Genomic DNA, 16,619 nt, shown 5'->3' with positions numbered 1-16,619 from the left:
CGCTCCTCGTTTTTACACGTTGAAGCATAGCCAGAAGCATGTAAAAACTTCGTAAAGACTTAAATGGGTGGCGTAAACAAGATGTAAAAATTTGCCAGGGTGGGCGTTTTCCATCTCAGCCTGGAAGAACGATGGATATTGATCTAAAGTTAAGCAAAAGCTGCTGTATGGGGTTTTGCCAGCCCGCGACTTGTTGATACGGAATGTTGACTTATCAAAAGTTAACCAATGCATCCCTGCCTTTGCCGCATAATTGCTCAAGCCATTTATAGTCCTCGTCCATGCATAAATCAGAGCAATTTGCCAATACAAGAAACTTTCGCCAGGAACTGAGGCTGGGGCATTTTCTATTGATCATGCTGGCCTACTTTGGTGCCGGTCGCATAGGTTTGTCCATCCCCTACGTCAACCCGAATGTCAGCCTGATCTGGCTGCCAACCGGCATTGCCATCACGGGCTTGCTGCGCTATGGCAAGCTGGCCTCGGCAGCGGTGTTCATCGCGGCCTGGCTGCTGGAAATGTCGGCCGGTTTCAGTGTGCTGGTGGCTGGCAGTCTGGCGATAGGGAATACGCTGGGGCCTCTGCTCAGTAAATGGTTATTGCGCAAACAGGGTTTCAGGCGTAATTTTTCAAGACGGCGTGACGTTATCGGCTTTGGCGTGGCTGTCATGCTGGGCATGTGCATCTCGGCGACCGGTGGTACGCTGACGCTGTGGCTGCATGGCCTGAACGCTGATCCGGCGGCGGTCTGGCTGACCTGGTGGGCAGGGGACACTGTAGGTGCCTTGCTGGCAGCACCACTGTTGTTGTCTTTTTCACTGAAATCCTTGTCTGGCTTTTCCAGACGCAGGAAGGAAATCTTTGGCTTTCTGCTCTTGTTTGCACTGGCCAACTGGCTGATCTTTGCGTCCCCCTACAGCCACCTGCACCTGACCTTCATCATGGTGGGCATCATGATCTGGGCAGCCATGCGCTTTGGCATTACTGGTGCCTCTTGCGCAGTGCTGATCACGTCTTTGTTCTCGGCCTGGGCAACATCGCACAGCATGGGGCCGTTTTATGACGGTGGCCAGGCCAACCTGCTGATATTGTGGGCGTATATGACGACCATGGTGCTGATCACCCTGATCATCACTGCCCTGCAGTCAGAAAGCATAGACGCCACCCGGCAAATAGAAGAAGCTTATCAACGCATCAACAAGGTTGCCTCACGCTTGCCCGGCCTGGTCTTGCAATACCGCATACGACCTGACCATAGTGCGAGCATCCCTTTTGCCAGTGATGCCATTGTGCAGATGCTTGAAGTCACGCATGAAGAAGTCAGGGACGATGCCCTGCATTTGTTTAATCGCATAGACCCGCAGGATATAGAAAAGGGCACCGAACTGATACGCGATGCCATGCGCAACCTGGCTCCCTGGCAAAGTGAGTTTCGCATGCATCGCAAGGACGGTACGGTACGCTGGCTGTATCTCGATGGCTTGCCAGAACCTGAGCCCGGCGGCTCGATGTTATGGCATTGCTTTATCACCGACATTACCGAACGCAAACAGGCTGAACAGGATTTGCGCATTGCTGCCTGCACCTTTGAATCACAGGAAGGTATCTTCGTCACCGACGCCAACTGGATCATGCTGAGACTGAATCAGGCGTTCACCCGCATTTCTGGCTATACGACAGAAGACCTGATAGGCAAACGCCCGCCCCTGCACAAGACCAAACAGCAGGACAGGGATTTTTTTGAGCAGATCAATCTCTCACTGGCAGAACACCGCTACTGGCACGGCGAATTGTGGAGCCGCCGCAAGAATGGTGAAATTTATCCGCAAATGGTGACCCTGACAGCGATCACCGATAGCCGTGGCGAAGTCAGCAATTACATAGGTTCTTTCAATGACATCAGCCGCCACAAAGGTTATGAAGCAGAGATACGCAATCTGGCTTTTTATGATCCGCTGACGCAATTACCGAACCGCCGTTTGCTGATGGACAGGTTGCAACACCTGATCTCGGTCAGCAACCGCAAGGACAATCATAGCGCCATCCTGTTTATCGACCTCGATAATTTCAAGACCCTCAACGATACCCGTGGTCATGATGCGGGTGACCTGCTGTTGATAGAAACTGCCAGCCGCCTGCAAACCTGTGTGCGCGACAGTGACACCGTGGCACGGCTCGGTGGCGATGAATTTGTCGTGGTGCTCGAAGAACTGAGTGTAGAAAAAGAAGAAGCCTTGCGCCAGGCTGACAGGATAGCCGAGAAGATACGCCAGCTACTTAGCCAGCCTTACCAGATCACCGACTTTGAACATCATGGTTCCAGCAGTATAGGTGTCTGCCTGTTCCAGGGTGGCGATATCACGGTCAAGGATTTGTTCAAGCGCGCCGATACGGCCATGTATGAAGCCAAGACGGCAGGCCGCAATGCGGTGCGCTTTTTTGACCCGGCCATGCAAGCCATACTCGTAGTGCGCATGCTGCTGGAATCGAATTTGCGCGTGGCACTGGCGAATAATCAATTCCAGTTGTATTACCAGGTACAAGTGAATTCCGAAGGCAAACTCATCGGTGCAGAAGCCCTGCTGCGCTGGATACATCCTGACCGTGGCTTTATTTCACCAGCAGACTTTATCCCGCTGGCAGAAGAAACCGGCCTGATTATTCCTATCGGCTTATGGGTACTGGAAACCGCCTGTGCCCAGATCAAGCAATGGGAAGGCAGCAAGGACACCCGCCACCTGACCCTGGCGGTCAACGTCAGTGCCAAACAATTCCAGCAAGTCGATTTTGTTGATACCCTCAGCGAAATCATACGGCGTCACAAGATAGACCCAACCCGCCTGAAGATAGAACTCACCGAGAGTACCGTGCTCGACAATGTCGATGCCACGACCGAGAAAATGCACGAATTGAAAAAGCTCGGTATTGCTTTTTCCATGGATGATTTTGGCACGGGCTATTCTTCACTGGCCTATTTGCAACGCCTGCCGCTGAACCAGTTGAAGATAGACCAGTCTTTTGTGCGTGATCTCAGCCACGATGAAAACGATGCGACCATCGTCCGCGCGATTATTTCATTGGGCGTTAACCTGGGTTTGAATGTGATTGCCGAAGGGGTGGAAACCAGTGCCCAGCGAGCATTTTTGATTGCGCATAATTGCTATGCCTTCCAGGGTTATTACTTCTCCAAACCCTTGCCGCTGGAAGGCTTCCTCGCCTTGTTAAAAGCGCCGGAGTCAGACGAGGTTCAATAAGCGCAGATCTGGCTTGCCATCCTGCATGGGCGGGCACCAGAAATAGCTGCCCGTCTGCGGCACGGTGAACTGGAACAGGGCATCAGTGACACCATCTTCAGCACCTGACATGCGTTTCAACTGCACTTCAAACGGGTAGAAGGAATTGGCAAAGGCAACAAAATATAAGCCGGCCTTGTCCTGTGCAGACCAGGGCATGGAACGCCTGAGCATGAAGGCTTCAGGTGTGAAATCTTCCTGTGCAGTACGTTTGACGTGGGCAGATTCTGGCGCATCTTCAAGCTCTTCATTATCGCTGCGGCGACGGCCTATGGCATTGTCCTGGTCTGCTGTTGCCATGGCATCAAAGCGATGAAACTTGTGCAGCCATTGCTGGATGGCGACGAAGCTTGAACCTGCCAGACCGGGCGTGTCACCCGCCACAAAAGCAGCAGCGATGGCAGCATCGTCATGCGGATTCTCGGTACCATCTTCATAACCGCTGAGGTCACGGCCTTCCTTGTATTTGAAGGCATCGACCTGTTGTTGTACTTCAAATGCCGGTGCCAGCAAAGACAGAAGTTGGTGTAACTGGCGCACCAGATCACCGCGTTCATGCTGGCGCAACCAGCACCACAATGCTGCTGGTGTCGCAGGCAGGCGCATGCGGCTGCCTTCTATGCCGTGGAATTCTTTCATGCCTGTGATCTCACTGCCTAATAACTGCAAGAGGCTGGCACCGAAACCGATGACCAGATTCTGGCCATCAGTCTTGTCAGCAAGATCGCGTATTACCTTCTTGACAGTTACGGCATCAGCACCTGCCTTGATATTCAGACTGAGATAAACGGCATGGGCAGGGGCGACCTGCAATATGCCTTCCTGGAATAAGTTCATGTTACGGCTCCACTTTTTTCGAATTGATTGAATAGCGACAAATTTGTTTTAGCAAGCATAACGCATCTTGCTGAAATCCAGATTGCTAGCTACAATCAAACGCGAAGCAAATCGCTTCAACGTCGCTCGGACGGTTCCGGGCGCCCGTTCTTGCAGTCTTATGGACTACAAGGGCTACGTACAATTTAGATAATGACAAATACAACTACTCCGCCGGGCCGGGGTTCTACTGTTGAAGGCGCACCTGTGCCTGCAACAAAGTTCTCTTTCGCTCGTATCAACCGCCTTCCCCCTTACGTATTCAATATCACTGCCGAGCTGAAGATGGCCGCGCGCCGTCGTGGCGAAGACATCATCGATATGTCCATGGGTAATCCCGATGGCGCAACCCCTGCGCACATCGTAGAAAAACTGGTCGAAGTGGCACAACGCCCTGACACCCACGGTTATTCTGCCTCCAAGGGCATACCCCGTTTACGCCGTGCTATTGCGCACTGGTACAAGAGCCGTTACGAAGTCGATATCAATCCTGATAGCGAAGCCATTGTCACCATAGGTTCGAAAGAAGGTCTGGCGCATCTGATGCTGGCAACGCTGGACAAGGGTGACACGGTGCTGGTGCCCAATCCCAGCTACCCTATCCATATCTATGGCGCGGTGATCGCCGGTGCCGATATACGTTCGATACGCATGAGCCCTGGCGTGGATTTTTTTGCCGAGCTGGAAAGAGCCATACGCGAAACTTATCCCAAACCGAAGATGATGATCTTTGGCTTTCCATCGAATCCCACCGCGCAATGCGTGGAGCTGGAATTTTTTGAGCGCGTGGTCAAGCTGGCCAAGGAACACAATATTCTGGTGGTGCATGATCTGGCTTATGCCGACATCACCTACGACGGCTGGAAAGCCCCGTCCATCATGCAGGTGCCCGGGGCACGCGACGTAGCCGTGGAATTTTTCACGATGTCCAAGAGTTATAACATGGCCGGCTGGCGCATAGGCTTCATGGTCGGTAACAAGGAACTGGTCGCGGCACTCGCCCGTATCAAGAGTTACCACGACTATGGCAGCTTCACACCCGTGCAGGTGGCGGCGATTGCTGCACTCGAGGGCGACCAGACTTGCGTCAATGAGATACGCGACCAGTACCAGCGCCGCCGCGATGTACTCGTCAAAGGCTTGCATGAACTGGGCTGGATGGTGGAAAAACCCAAGGCCTCGATGTATATCTGGGCACACATCCCAGAGCATTACCGCCATCTGGGTTCGCTGGAATTTTCCAAACAGGTACTGGAAAAAGCCAAACTCTGCGTCTCACCCGGCATAGGCTTTGGTGAATATGGCGATGAATATGTGCGCTTTGCCTTAATTGAAAATGAGTCGCGCATACGCCAGGCCTTGCGTGGTTTGAAAACCATGTTCAAGGAAGATGGGGTGACAAAATAGGCACGATCACTATTGCTGTCTTGCGTGACTTGCTGTCACCCTGGGGAGAATTACGCCCGCAAGCAGCAAGTGACTGGCAGGGTGAAGTAGCCCTGCCTGTGATTGTTGCCAGCCTTTATGAACAGATAGGCCCATGGGGTGAAATAGTCCATGAAAAAGTCGGGCCTACTGGTCTATCACTGAACGCGGGTGGCAAGCCTGATTTCCAGCTGTTTGCACCAGACTTGCTGACAGCCTTTGCCGCCATCGCCTGTGTCGCAAATACCATGCGCGAACTGGATGAACAGGCTTTTGATGACACCTATGAATTGACAGCCGCCGCACGTGCGCAAGTCACTCTGGATCTGGACGAATTGCTGGCTGGCAGTGCGGACGCCCGTCAGATGCTGGCTGCCTGGCGCTGGTATTGCTGATCATTTTGCAAGCCAATTACTCAGCCAGCTTGCGCATCTGCGCATACAAATCCGCCTTGCCTTCAAAACCTATGCCTGGCAATTCTGGCAGCAGGATGTGGCCGTTTTCTACCTTCACACCATCCGGGAAACCGCCATAGGGCTGGAACAGATCGGGATAGGATTCATTGCCACCAAGGCCCAGGCCAGCAGCAATATTCAATGACATCTGGTGACCACCATGGGGGATGCAGCGTTTGGCTGACCAGCCATGTCCACGCAACATGTCCAGCGTGCGCAGGTATTCGACGAGGCCATAGCTGAGGGCGCAATCGAATTGCAACCAGTCGCGGTCAGCACGCATGCCGCCATAGCGTATGAGATTGCGGGCATCCTGCATCGAGAACAGGTCTTCACCTGTCGCCATGGGATTGGGGTAGTAATTGCGCAGCGTGGCCTGCAATTCAAAATCCAGCGGGTCGCCCGGTTCTTCATACCAGAACAGGTCGTATTGCGAGAGTGCCTTGGCATACTGTATAGCAGTGTCGAGATCGAAACGGCCATTCGCATCGACCGCAAGTTTTTGGCCATCACCCAAGACGCTCAAGACGGAGTCGATGCGGCGCAAGTCTTCATCGAGCGAGGCACCGCCTATCTTTTTCTTGACCACGGTATAGCCACGGTCAATATAGCTGCGCATTTCATCCTTGAGTTTGTCGTGGTTCTGGCCGGGGTAGTAGTAACCACCTGCTGCATAGACGAAAATATTGCGGTCTGGCGTGTCATTGCCATAGCGTTCGGCGAATAACTGGAACAATGGCTTGCCTTCTATCTTGGATACCGCATCCCAGACTGCCATGTCGATGGTACCGATGGCTACCGAGCGCTCACCGTGGCCGCCGGGTTTTTCATTGGTGAACATGCAGTTCCAGATCTTGTGCGGGTCAAGATTATCACCGGCATCATTGATCAGGCTTTCTGGTGCAGCTTCCAGCACGCGCGGGATGAAGCGTTCGCGCATGAGTTTACCTTGCCCATAGCGGCCATTGGAATTGAAACCGTAACCGATGACGCGCTTGCCATCTCTGACCACGTCCGTTACAACAGCGACCAGACTCAGCGTCATCTTGCTGAAATCAATATAGGCATTGCGTATGGGTGAACTGATGGGAACGGTTTGTTCGCGGATTTCTACGATTTTCATTTGGCTTTATCCTGATAGGTGATGAGGGCAAACTTTGTATGCTCAAAGCTTACTCTTCATTTATAGCTATATAATTCACTCATATTTAAACCATTATTTACTTCAAGTGAATATCGATATCGCCCCTGAGCTGACTTTTTTCGTGCTGCTGGCCAAGCTGGGCAGTTTGTCGGCGACAGCACGCGAACTGGGTATCACCCCGCCTGCGGTGACCAAACGCCTGATGTTGATGGAACAACGCCTGGGTGTACGTCTGGTCAACCGCACCACACGCCGCCTTAGTCTGACCAGCGAAGGCGAATCCTATCTTGTGCAGGCAACGCAGATACTGGGCAGTATCCGCGATATGGAAGAATCGGTATCGAGCAGCCGAGGCGTCCCCAAAGGTTTGCTGCGGGTAAACGCCACACCCGGCTTTGGCCGCACCCACATTGCACCGCTGGTGTCACGCTTTGCCCATTTGCATGAACAGGTGGAAGTGCAATTGCAACTGACTGACCGCCCCATAGGCCTGGTGGAAGAGGCGTATGACCTGGCGATACGCTTTGGCGAATTGCCGGATTCACGCCTGGGTGCCCGCAAACTCATGAGCAACCGGCGCTTTTTATGCGCTTCACCCGCCTATCTGAAACAGGCCGGGCATCCGCAAACGCCTGCTGAGCTGCATCATCACCGCTGCATCCTGCACAGGCAAAATGATGATGTATATGGCACCTGGCGTCTGGAAAAAGGCCGCAAGGTGGAACTGGTCAAAGTACGCGGCGCGGTGTCCAGCAATGACGGCGACGTGGTGCTGAACTGGGCGCTGGATGGCCACGGCATCCTGGTGCGCTCGGAATGGGATTTGAATAAATACCTGGAAAGCGGCAGGCTGCAAATCGTCTTGCCTGCCTATACCTTGCCATCGGCTGACCTGTATGTCTATTACCTGAGCCGCCGCCAGCAACCTGCCAAGGTCAGGGCATTGATTGATTTTTTGGTGGAAGAGTTCAAATGAGAATCCGGCTGTAGCCGGATTTCATCAATGATTAGCTTTCCAGGTTTTCATGATGCGCGATCAAACCTTGCTTCCAGTAAGCCGCTACCCGCATGGCAGCTCCAGCGTGACCTTTTTCTTCAGCCAGTATGCGGCGTGTTGCGGCCATGGTCGCAGCTTCGCCGGCGCACCAGGCATAGCCATCGCCCTCTGGCAAAGGCAGGGCGCGCAGGGTATCCAGAAACTCTTGCGCGCTATCTACCCAGACAATGCTGATATCTGCTGCACTGCTCAATTCACGGCGCTCAGTTGGGGGCACTTGCAGGATAACCATCGCGCTTACTCCAGCCGGTAATTCTTCCAGGCGTCTGGATATCGCTGGCAATGCTGTTTCGTCGCCAGCCAGTAAATGCCATTCATAATCAACCGGGATGACTAAAGAGCCACGCGGCCCGGCGACAGTGACGCCATGGCCGACATCAGCCTGGCTGGCCCAGGCAGCCGCAGGCCCGTCACCGTGTATGGAAAATTCCAGTACCAGTTCACCTTTGGCGGCATCGTAATGCCTGGGTGTGTAATCTCGCATCACAGCATGATCACTATCGACGGCAAGTATCAATTTGAGGTGATCATCAAAAGATGCGCTGATAAAGCCCGGCAGATCAGCACCACTGAGGGTGATACGGCGGAAATGCGGCGTCGGGCTTTCAACACGGACAACTTGCAGGTTGCGGCGTTTGATTTCATGGCGTATGCGTTGTACGCGGTTGCTTGCAGAGGCTATACTCATTTATTCACCCATAAAATTAGTTGACAATATCTACTATAATGCGCAAAACAAATGACAATGTCAACCATTCTCTGAGAAATAATGAGGATGGGGTGTTGGACCTTATTCATACGGTCATGCATCAATACCGTTCCATGCAATACCAGGCTCTGCGCGACGGCCCGCATGACATTACCCATATGGAAGGCAAGGTATTGGGCTTTTTTGGTCATCACCCCGGTGCTACTCAGAGTGACCTGGCCAAGCACAGTGGCCGCGACAAGGCGCAACTGGCGAGGCTGATCAAAGGCTTGCGTGACCGTGGCTTGCTCGATGCCGTTGCCGATCAAAGCGACAAGCGCAATGTGCGGCTGACGCTGACTTCGGACGGGCAAAGCGTGTTGACCGTCTTGCGTCAGCAAGCCAAACGCTTAAATACCCTGGCATTGCAGGGAATGGATAGTCGCGAGCAAGAACAATTGCAGCAGCTATTGCAAAGAGTGAAAGTCAATCTGGATGCTGGGTCATAAAGAATTTTTTCGCTAAATAGAATTGTCAGATCATGAGTAAATACTGGAGTGATGTTGTCCACAAGCTGAGTCCTTATACCCCCGGTGAGCAACCCAAGATTGCCAAACTCATCAAGCTCAATACCAATGAAAATCCTTATCCGCCTTCACCCCGTGTACTGACGGCGATACAGCAAGCCACCAACGGCGATTTGCGCCTCTACCCTGATCCCGGCTCGGATCACTTGTGCAAAGTCATCGCCCAATATCATGGCTTGCAGGCAGACCAGATTTTTGTTGGTAACAGCTCTGACGAAGTGCTGGCCCATGTGTTTCAGGCTTTGCTCAAACATCAGCAACCTTTGCTCTTCCCTGACATCAGCTACAGCTTTTATCCTGTGTATTGTGGCCTGTATGAAATTAATCACCAAAGCGTGCCACTGGATGCCCGATTTCAACTCAATGTAGAAGATTATCTGCAAGAAAATGGCGGGATTATTTTCGCCAATCCCAATGCGCCAACTGGCTGTGCCGTGCCGCTGGAAAAAATCGAATTCCTGCTGCAACACAATCGCGATACGGTCGTTGTCATTGATGAAGCCTATGTTGATTTTGGTGGCGAGACGGCGATTGCGCTGATAGACCGCTACCCCAATTTGCTGGTGGTGCACACGCTGTCGAAATCCCGCTCACTGGCTGGTTTGCGGGTAGGTTTTGCGGCAGGGCATGCAGATTTGATTGCAGGTTTGAACCGTGTCAAAAACAGTTTCAATGCTTACCCGCTGGACAGGCTGGCAGTAGCGGGCGCGATTGCCGCATTTGAAGACCAGGATTATTTTTTGCAGACTTGTCAGGCTGTGATGGCAACGCGCGAAAGGCTGGCTGCAACTATGCGGGATTTGGGTTTTGAAGTTTTGCCATCGGCGACGAATTTCATCTTCGCCAGTCACCCTCGTTTTGCGGCAGAAGAAATCGCCCTGGGCTTGCGTCAGTCCGGCATTATCGTGCGCCATTTCAAGCTGCCGCGCATAAATGAGTTTTTGCGCATTTCCATAGGCACAGATGATGAAAGTACTGCTCTGCTTGCGGCCTTAAAACTATTGGTAAAACAAGGCTGAAAAGTGCTCACTCAGGCCATCTGGATAACACCAGCTCTTCTATATTATTCGGGTCATTCAGTTTCTTTTTCGCCTCTGCCCAGTCGGCAGGGGCGGGTACGGTTTTTTTGGTATGCACGGCAGTGTCTATCGCCATTTTGATACCAAACACCAGGATGCCGCTTTGTACATTCACAGGTGGTACTTTTTTGACGATTTCATAAATCTGGTTATCGTAATATTCATGCACGGCAGGGGTCATGTCGAGCCAGCAGGTGACTTCACCGTCTGAGCGTACTGCCACGACCAGATAACCTGCGCTCGCAGGCATCTTGGCTTTTTTGAGTGCCTTGTAAATCTGTGTTTGCAAGACACGTGTATAACGGCCAAAGGTATCGACATTGATGCCTTTTTTTTCCAACTCAGTTTGCGACTGGAAAAAATAGACAGAATCAAAACGCGTTTCTGCTGCCTGCGTCAGGGTGGAAAAACACAGCAATAATGTCGCGAGCAGCAGTTTCATGGTGGTCTCGGTTCGTCTCACTTAGTCTCAATTCGTCTCACTCGGTCTTACCGATTTTACTTATTCACGAATACGCCAGCTTCACGGTTCTTTTGTACGTCATTCCAGGGAAAGACCTTGCCATTCATGGCGACGTGTACACCGGCTGGCAAGAGTTGCGCTGCGCTGCAGGCAAAACCCAGATTGAAGAAGGCATCTGAATTGGCGATTTCGTAAGGGATCATGGCACCAGTGAACACGATAGTCTTGCCGAGATTGGCTGCGCCCAGTACTTCTGCCGTTTCACGCATGGTGTCGGTACCGTGGATGATAACAATCGCTTTTTCGGCGGACTGCTGGCAAGCCTGCAAGACGGTATTGCGGTGGCTGTCGTTCATGTCCAATGAATCTACCAGCATGCAGACTTCCAGCTCTACGGGTATCGTCAGGCGCGCACGCTTCAGCACTTCAGGCAGGTGGCTGTCTGCAAAGCTGAGTTTGCCTGCCAGTTCGTCATAATGTTTGTCAAAAGTGCCGCCGGTGGCGATGATGCGCAAAGTCATGGTCTTGTCTCTGTAGATAAAGGATTTGTAAAATTTTAGATTAGACACATTGTAACGCGCATAGGGGGCCAGTGAAAACTGCTACACTAAGCTGTTGCATTTCATCGCATACAGCTTGTTGATACATACCAGAACTCATTTCATAAATAGGATGAGTGCGAGCAAGACGATTTGGGATGCAGTGCAAGGCGTGACGCGCAGCTAAGGCGTCCGCCTTTGCAAGCGGCACAACGCTGCAATGCGCCCAAATCGTCAGTTCCCGGAGGGTTTGCCTCATAACGCGTGCTGGACTGCGTTGGACTCGTTGTCAATAGGCAAAGCTATTGACCGCCTCGTCCGCCTTGCCAGCCCACGTTATGAGGCAAACGCATCTCACCCTATTTATGAAATGAGTTCTAGATACACCAGAGATATATGAAACCGATAGCCCCCGGAACCGTTATTTTTCACCGCCATCGTGGCTATGGCGTGTTGACTGCCGTGAACCTGCTGAGTGGCTGGGTGGCGGCGCGTTTTGGTGATGAAAAACGCACCCTGGACTTGAACTTATCGACAGACGAAGTTCAGCATGCCGATGGTGAACCCATACTTTTCCGCCGCACCCCGCCAGAACGCATGCCGCATGCACGTTTGATGGCCATGGTCAGGGACTTGCATGCTGCCGGTTATCAAAAACTCTATCTGTATAGCTGGCCCAAGGCGTCTGGCCTGCACTGGCGCTGGCAGATATTCACAGGCACGCGCAACTGGATGCAAAGACCCTGGCGCGAAGGCTGGTATGGTTCAGGTGCCGATTACAATTTCAACCCCGTCATGGGCTGGGGTGATGCACCCGGTGCCAGCACGGCTGAATTGATAGAAGCCCTGGCGCGCTTTGATCCGGCTGGCCTGGCAAATGCACTGGGCCAGGATGAAGACCACACGGCCTGGTTTGCCGCAGTGTGTGATGCCTTGTTGCCGAATTACGCCTATAGCCTTGGAGCAGATACCCCGGAGCAGCCCTTGCCGCTGTACCTGCCCGTGATCGCCGTGCGCCAGCGCCTGCCAGACTGGCAAGGTGAGGGCCTGGCCTATCCACCTGGATGGGAAAAAACCTGGAGCCCCGACAGCCTGCAACGCCGCCAGCAACAGCGCGCCGTGGTCAGGCATGATGTCATACCTACCAGTTGGAGTTTGCCGCTGGAATTTTGAGTTTGAATTTGAGTTTGAATTCAGGCAAAGAGTTCAGCTTATTTTTCTGGAAAGATGGTGACAGCTCAGGTCGAAACCATTATTCAGATACAGCCTGTGTGCATCATGCCTTTGGTAACCAGTATCGAGGTGCAATTCACTGCAATTCAAGATCTTTGCCTGCAGCTTTACCCATTCCATCAGGGCTGATCCCAAACCTGCGTTTTTCTTTTGCGGGTGGGTGATCAAATCATCAAGGTAGAGTATCTTGCCCCAGGCCAGATAATGCTGCACGCGATAACCGGCAGCGGCAACTACCTCGTCATCCATGTAGATGCAGGCAATGGTATAGCCTTCAGACACCTGGGTTTGCACCCGGCTGATGAATTCCTCTTCATCCAGGTGGGGCCGCAAGTAGCTGAATACGGCGAAGCACTGACGTATATTTTCTACATGGCTGGTATCAACTATGCTGACTTCGTATTTCATGTCCATGCCGTTTCCCTCTTTAGCCAAGAATCATGAGCCCAGTGATTCCCACAAATTATCCCAGTCATTCGGCTGGAAACTGCCTTCGCGCTTCAAGACCAGCTGGCCTTTGGGATTAATCACGAAGTGTGTAGGCTGACTGACGATAGTGCCAAAATTATCTTTATACCCTGGTGTATTGCGCCAGATGATGGGAAAGCGTTGCTCTGCAGGCACAGCCAGATTGATCAGTTGTACATAAGAATCAAAATCTTTCTTGTCTGCATCAATATTAATCGCCAACAACACAAAATTGCGTTTCATATTACCAACATAAAACTCACGCATAAGTTTCAAGTCGCGTGCGCACAGATTGCAACCCGCCGTAAAAAAACTGACCAGCAGGGTCTTGCCTGCGTAATCGTTGATGGCCAGCTTCTTGCCATTCAGCTCAGCCCCTTGAAAACTCATCTGCTGGCTATCTTTGCCCGCCTGGGCGGAGGCAGAGAAACTGGCCACGGCCAGCGTGGCTGCAGTAAGAACGCTGAGTAATTTTGTTTTGTTCACGATAGGGACTTTCTATAAATGTATATGCTTATACGTAAATAATACGACAGATATAAATTAGTCGTCGCCTTGGTCCATCTGCTTACAGAAATTATTTCAAGACAGCCAATGTGAAAGTTTCATTGTCAATGCAGTACTTTGCTGATCCGCACAAAACAGGCTCACTGCGTCTGTGGATTACTGAACGTATACTCAAAATATGCGACCACCTCGCGTGCCAGCGAATAGGCATCGCGCACTTCGTAGTGCGTGGAATGGACATGTCCTACAGTCTCAACACCGTATTTTTTCATCGCCAGTTGGAAACGTGCGATATGAAAAAACTGGCTGGCCAGCATTGTGGTTTTCCAGTTTTTCTCCCGCATCAGGGCAGCGGTATTTTTTGCCGTGGCAAAGGTGGTGACGCCCTGATTGTCGGTAAACACAGCCGCATCTGGCACACCATGATCAACCAGGTATTTTTTCATGATGGCAGCTTCATCATGGCCTTCTTCGCCCACGCCGCCACTGACCAGGATGGCTTTGCATTTTTGTGCCGCAAATAAATGCATCGCAACATCAAGACGGCCACGCAAGCGCTCGGATGGCTTGCCATCAGGATTGACGGTATTGCCTGGTACGACGACCACATCCGCCATCACGATCTGATCACGCAAACCCAGGGTAGAAATGGCTGCAGCCATGAACAGGAGGCAGATCAGCAAACCCAGGCTGAATTGTTTGATTTTCTTTTGCAGTGAATAAGGCATGGATGCTAGGGATTAATAAGGACGAACCCGCATGCTAAGCCTTTTCACAGGGGATTGCAAAAAGATGCACTCAGGCTGATAACACTGCCCTGCGGTTAATTTGCCATGAGCGCGCCCATTGGTTGAAGACATCGGCAGGCATGGGCTTACAATAATGATAGCCCTGAGCAATGTCACACCCCATGTCTTTCAGTTGCTGTTCTGCCCTGGCACTTTCTACTCCCTCGGCAACCACCCTGAGATTGAGGTTATGTGCAAGTTGTATCGTCGATAGCACAATGGCACGGCTGCTGGCATCGGTTGCCATGCTGCGCATGAAGCTCTGGTCTATCTTGAGTTCATCTATCTTCAGGTCCTTGAGACTGGCCAGGGAAGTATGCGCGGTGCCGAAATCGTCTATGGACAGGCGAAAGCCCAGCTTGTGCAGGCTCATCATGTTTTGCAATGCGGTCTCGGGGGTATCGGCAAAGCTGGCTTCGCGCAGTTCGAGGACGATGGCCTCAGCAGGTATATTGAATTCTTTGAGCAGGCCACGCACATCATCAATCAGTTGATGGTCGAGTATGCAGCGCGCTGACAGGTTGATCGAAACAAACAAGTCCAGGCCTTCGGCACGCCACCTGGCAAGCTGGCCAAAGGCCTCGCGCATGGTCCACAAAGTAAAGGCTTTGATGAGGCCAGATTTTTCTGCGATGGGTATGAATTCTGCGGGAGCGATGGGCCCGGATACCGGGTCTATCCATCTGGCCAGGGCTTCGGCACCAATGACGGCACCGGTTTGCAAATCTATCAGGCCCTGGTAATGCAGGCTGAGTGCGTTTTTGTGCAGGGCTTCATGCAATTGTACAAAGAGCAGTTGCTGCCGGTTGAATTGAAGCTCCATTCTTTCCTCATAAAAAGCCAGACCCTGGTTGGTGAATTGCGCCTGCAACATGGCCTGGGCCGCCTTTCGTAACAAGGTTTCTGCATCACTTGCGTGGCTGGGGAAACTGGCAACACCTGTGGTGTGATCGATATGGACTGCATAGTCATTGATCTTGTATTCAAGGCGAAAGGCCAGTACGTCCCGGATGATCTCGCTGGCATTGATGTCTTCAGTATGCTTGCGGTAGATACAGACAAATTCATCGCGTCTGACGCGGGCAAAAATACCCCGCGAACCTACCGTAGCCGTCATGGTCGCGGCGATATAGCGCATCAGTTTGTCGCTGGCATCTGGCCCTATGAGATTGGCTGTCTCGAACATTTTTTTCAGGCGTATATGTGCCACCAGCAGGGTGTGGCCACGCTCTTGGGCATTGGCGATTTCCCTGCTCAGGATATCCAGCAGGCGCAGGCGGTTCGGCAGGCCGGTGACCCCGTCCTGGTAGGCTGCCAGCTCCAGCCTGCTGACATAATCACGGTTCTTGGCCTGCATGCCCTGTTCACTGATATACAGTTTTTCTTCGAGCTGGCTGCGGCTGAAATTATAAGCAAGCGCAATCGCGGAATAAAACAACAGCGCAGCACTGGCCTGCAATACGAATTTTTCATCATAGGCATAAGCAAAAGGGAAAATGCTGCTGGCCGCCAACATGCTGAACGCCATGGCAAGCAGCCATACCAGGCTCCATTGCGCGCCCTGGCGCTGGCCCTTGAGCCATAAGGCCAGGAAGGGAAAAGCATAAATCCACAATATGCCGCTGCCAGCAATACCACCCAGCAAACCCAGGGCAACACTGGCCAGCAGGGCAAACAGCAAAAGCAGGGATTCAGCCATGGTCAGCAATTTTTCATGGCTGGACATAAAAAAAGCAGCACCCAGCATGAGCACAGCAGTAAGGGCAACGATGATGCCGGGCAGGGGATAGCCGGACTGCAGATAATTGGCCAAAGCCAGTAACAGCGCACCTGGCAAGGCCACATAAACAAGCTGCCTGACATGGGGTTTGCGTTGATGGGCACCAAGCTCATGCCGGGCAAGCATGCCCAGCACGCCCTTTACTATTCCTGTATGTGGCATCAATAGTCTCATCGCAAGGCTCTCCCAACATCATTGGATATGGACGAAGCGCGGGGTTGTAGAGGCAATGTGCAG

Annotated in this window: 16 protein-coding genes; 7 read left to right on the top strand and 9 right to left on the bottom strand. The window is 52.3% G+C overall.

The window, feature by feature from the left end; all coding sequences use genetic code 11:
- Nucleotides 1-281 precede the first annotated feature (281 nt).
- Nucleotides 282-3,254: an EAL domain-containing protein gene (locus tag UNDKW_RS28155; protein ID WP_162061469.1), complete on the top strand. Its 2,973-nt coding sequence runs from the start codon at nt 282-284 to the stop codon at nt 3,252-3,254.
- Here UNDKW_RS28155 and UNDKW_RS28150 read toward each other — a convergent pair.
- On the bottom strand, nt 3,237-4,130 hold the full coding sequence (locus UNDKW_RS28150) for a Dyp-type peroxidase (RefSeq protein WP_162061468.1): 894 nt from the start codon (nt 4,128-4,130) through the stop codon (nt 3,237-3,239). The two genes, UNDKW_RS28155 and UNDKW_RS28150, sit on opposite strands and share 18 nt — an antisense overlap.
- Nucleotides 4,131-4,322: 192 nt before the next feature.
- Here UNDKW_RS28150 and alaC point away from each other — a divergent pair, with 192 nt between their 5' ends.
- Both alaC and UNDKW_RS28140 read left to right on the top strand, forming a co-directional pair.
- Nucleotides 4,323-5,576 carry an alanine transaminase gene (alaC, locus tag UNDKW_RS28145; RefSeq protein WP_232063153.1) on the top strand — a complete coding sequence of 418 codons (1,254 nt, stop codon included), beginning with the start codon at nt 4,323-4,325 and terminating at the stop codon, nt 5,574-5,576.
- A 20-nt stretch (nt 5,577-5,596) separates the two neighbouring features.
- Nucleotides 5,597-5,989 (top strand): hypothetical protein, encoded by a 393-nt coding sequence (locus UNDKW_RS28140; protein WP_162061467.1) that lies wholly within the window; start codon nt 5,597-5,599, stop codon nt 5,987-5,989.
- 16 nt (nt 5,990-6,005) lie between these two features.
- Here UNDKW_RS28140 and UNDKW_RS28135 read toward each other — a convergent pair whose 3' ends face one another.
- Complete coding sequence (locus UNDKW_RS28135; protein ID WP_162061466.1) at nt 6,006-7,172, bottom strand: mandelate racemase/muconate lactonizing enzyme family protein; 1,167 nt, start codon at nt 7,170-7,172, stop codon at nt 6,006-6,008.
- 106 nt (nt 7,173-7,278) lie between these two features.
- On the opposite strand from UNDKW_RS28135, the gene UNDKW_RS28130 reads away from it, so the two are divergent.
- Nucleotides 7,279-8,169 carry a LysR family transcriptional regulator gene (locus UNDKW_RS28130; RefSeq protein WP_162061465.1) on the top strand — a complete coding sequence of 297 codons (891 nt, stop codon included), beginning with the start codon at nt 7,279-7,281 and terminating at the stop codon, nt 8,167-8,169.
- A 31-nt stretch (nt 8,170-8,200) separates the two neighbouring features.
- Here UNDKW_RS28130 and UNDKW_RS28125 read toward each other — a convergent pair whose 3' ends face one another.
- Nucleotides 8,201-8,938 carry a siderophore-interacting protein gene (locus UNDKW_RS28125; protein ID WP_162061464.1) on the bottom strand — a complete coding sequence of 246 codons (738 nt, stop codon included), beginning with the start codon at nt 8,936-8,938 and terminating at the stop codon, nt 8,201-8,203.
- Nucleotides 8,939-9,030: 92 nt separating this feature from the next.
- Between UNDKW_RS28125 and UNDKW_RS28120 the strand changes: the two genes are divergently transcribed.
- Both UNDKW_RS28120 and hisC read left to right on the top strand, forming a co-directional pair.
- Complete coding sequence (locus UNDKW_RS28120; protein ID WP_370529062.1) at nt 9,031-9,447, top strand: MarR family winged helix-turn-helix transcriptional regulator; 417 nt, start codon at nt 9,031-9,033, stop codon at nt 9,445-9,447.
- 32 nt (nt 9,448-9,479) lie between these two features.
- Nucleotides 9,480-10,544 carry a histidinol-phosphate transaminase gene (hisC, locus tag UNDKW_RS28115; protein WP_162061463.1) on the top strand — a complete coding sequence of 355 codons (1,065 nt, stop codon included), beginning with the start codon at nt 9,480-9,482 and terminating at the stop codon, nt 10,542-10,544.
- 7 nt (nt 10,545-10,551) lie between these two features.
- Here the strand turns inward: hisC and UNDKW_RS28110 are convergent, their stop codons facing one another.
- Both UNDKW_RS28110 and UNDKW_RS28105 read right to left on the bottom strand, forming a co-directional pair.
- Entirely contained in the window at nt 10,552-11,046 is a 495-nt protein-coding gene (locus tag UNDKW_RS28110) for a hypothetical protein (protein ID WP_162061462.1), read from the bottom strand.
- 56 nt (nt 11,047-11,102) lie between these two features.
- Nucleotides 11,103-11,588, bottom strand: a complete 486-nt coding sequence (locus UNDKW_RS28105; RefSeq protein WP_110254445.1) for an asparaginase domain-containing protein — start codon at nt 11,586-11,588, stop codon at nt 11,103-11,105.
- Between the two features lie 414 nt (nt 11,589-12,002).
- Here UNDKW_RS28105 and UNDKW_RS28100 point away from each other — a divergent pair, with 414 nt between their 5' ends.
- Nucleotides 12,003-12,779, top strand: a complete 777-nt coding sequence (locus UNDKW_RS28100; protein ID WP_232063152.1) for an L-asparaginase — start codon at nt 12,003-12,005, stop codon at nt 12,777-12,779.
- Nucleotides 12,780-12,812: 33 nt separating this feature from the next.
- Here UNDKW_RS28100 and UNDKW_RS28095 read toward each other — a convergent pair whose 3' ends face one another.
- The 4 genes from UNDKW_RS28095 to UNDKW_RS28080 all read right to left on the bottom strand — a co-directional run bounded on the left by UNDKW_RS28095 (nt 12,813) and on the right by UNDKW_RS28080 (nt 16,544).
- Entirely contained in the window at nt 12,813-13,253 is a 441-nt protein-coding gene (locus tag UNDKW_RS28095; RefSeq protein ID WP_197893037.1) for a GNAT family N-acetyltransferase, read from the bottom strand.
- A 24-nt stretch (nt 13,254-13,277) separates the two neighbouring features.
- A complete protein-coding gene (locus UNDKW_RS28090) occupies nt 13,278-13,793 on the bottom strand; it encodes a redoxin domain-containing protein (protein ID WP_162061461.1) in 516 nt (171 codons plus the stop codon).
- 161 nt (nt 13,794-13,954) lie between these two features.
- Nucleotides 13,955-14,542, bottom strand: a complete 588-nt coding sequence (locus UNDKW_RS28085; protein WP_162061460.1) for a YdcF family protein — start codon at nt 14,540-14,542, stop codon at nt 13,955-13,957.
- A 70-nt stretch (nt 14,543-14,612) separates the two neighbouring features.
- Nucleotides 14,613-16,544, bottom strand: a complete 1,932-nt coding sequence (locus UNDKW_RS28080; RefSeq protein ID WP_162061459.1) for a bifunctional diguanylate cyclase/phosphodiesterase — start codon at nt 16,542-16,544, stop codon at nt 14,613-14,615.
- Nucleotides 16,545-16,619 lie beyond the last annotated feature (75 nt).

The organism is Undibacterium sp. KW1 (assembly GCF_009937955.1).
Classification (GTDB): domain Bacteria; phylum Pseudomonadota; class Gammaproteobacteria; order Burkholderiales; family Burkholderiaceae_D; genus Undibacterium.
Note: the sequence above shows the minus strand (reverse complement) of the source record. Positions and strands in the feature narration are given on the sequence as shown.

Bases quoted from the DNA above. Each gene is read 5' to 3' on its own strand.
- UNDKW_RS28155 (WP_162061469.1), top strand. From the start codon at position 282: ATGCATAAATCAGAGCAATTTGCCAATACAAGAAACTTTCGCCAGGAA.
- UNDKW_RS28150 (WP_162061468.1), bottom strand. From the start codon at position 4,130: ATGAACTTATTCCAGGAAGGCATATTGCAGGTCGCCCCTGCCCATGCC.
- alaC (WP_232063153.1), top strand. From the start codon at position 4,323: ATGACAAATACAACTACTCCGCCGGGCCGGGGTTCTACTGTTGAAGGC.
- UNDKW_RS28135 (WP_162061466.1), bottom strand. From the start codon at position 7,172: ATGAAAATCGTAGAAATCCGCGAACAAACCGTTCCCATCAGTTCACCC.
- UNDKW_RS28125 (WP_162061464.1), bottom strand. From the start codon at position 8,938: ATGAGTATAGCCTCTGCAAGCAACCGCGTACAACGCATACGCCATGAA.
- hisC (WP_162061463.1), top strand. From the start codon at position 9,480: ATGAGTAAATACTGGAGTGATGTTGTCCACAAGCTGAGTCCTTATACC.
- UNDKW_RS28110 (WP_162061462.1), bottom strand. From the start codon at position 11,046: ATGAAACTGCTGCTCGCGACATTATTGCTGTGTTTTTCCACCCTGACG.
- UNDKW_RS28105 (WP_110254445.1), bottom strand. From the start codon at position 11,588: ATGACTTTGCGCATCATCGCCACCGGCGGCACTTTTGACAAACATTAT.
- UNDKW_RS28100 (WP_232063152.1), top strand. From the start codon at position 12,003: ATGAAACCGATAGCCCCCGGAACCGTTATTTTTCACCGCCATCGTGGC.
- UNDKW_RS28095 (WP_197893037.1), bottom strand. From the start codon at position 13,253: ATGGACATGAAATACGAAGTCAGCATAGTTGATACCAGCCATGTAGAA.
- UNDKW_RS28085 (WP_162061460.1), bottom strand. From the start codon at position 14,542: ATGCCTTATTCACTGCAAAAGAAAATCAAACAATTCAGCCTGGGTTTG.
- UNDKW_RS28080 (WP_162061459.1), bottom strand. From the start codon at position 16,544: ATGCCACATACAGGAATAGTAAAGGGCGTGCTGGGCATGCTTGCCCGG.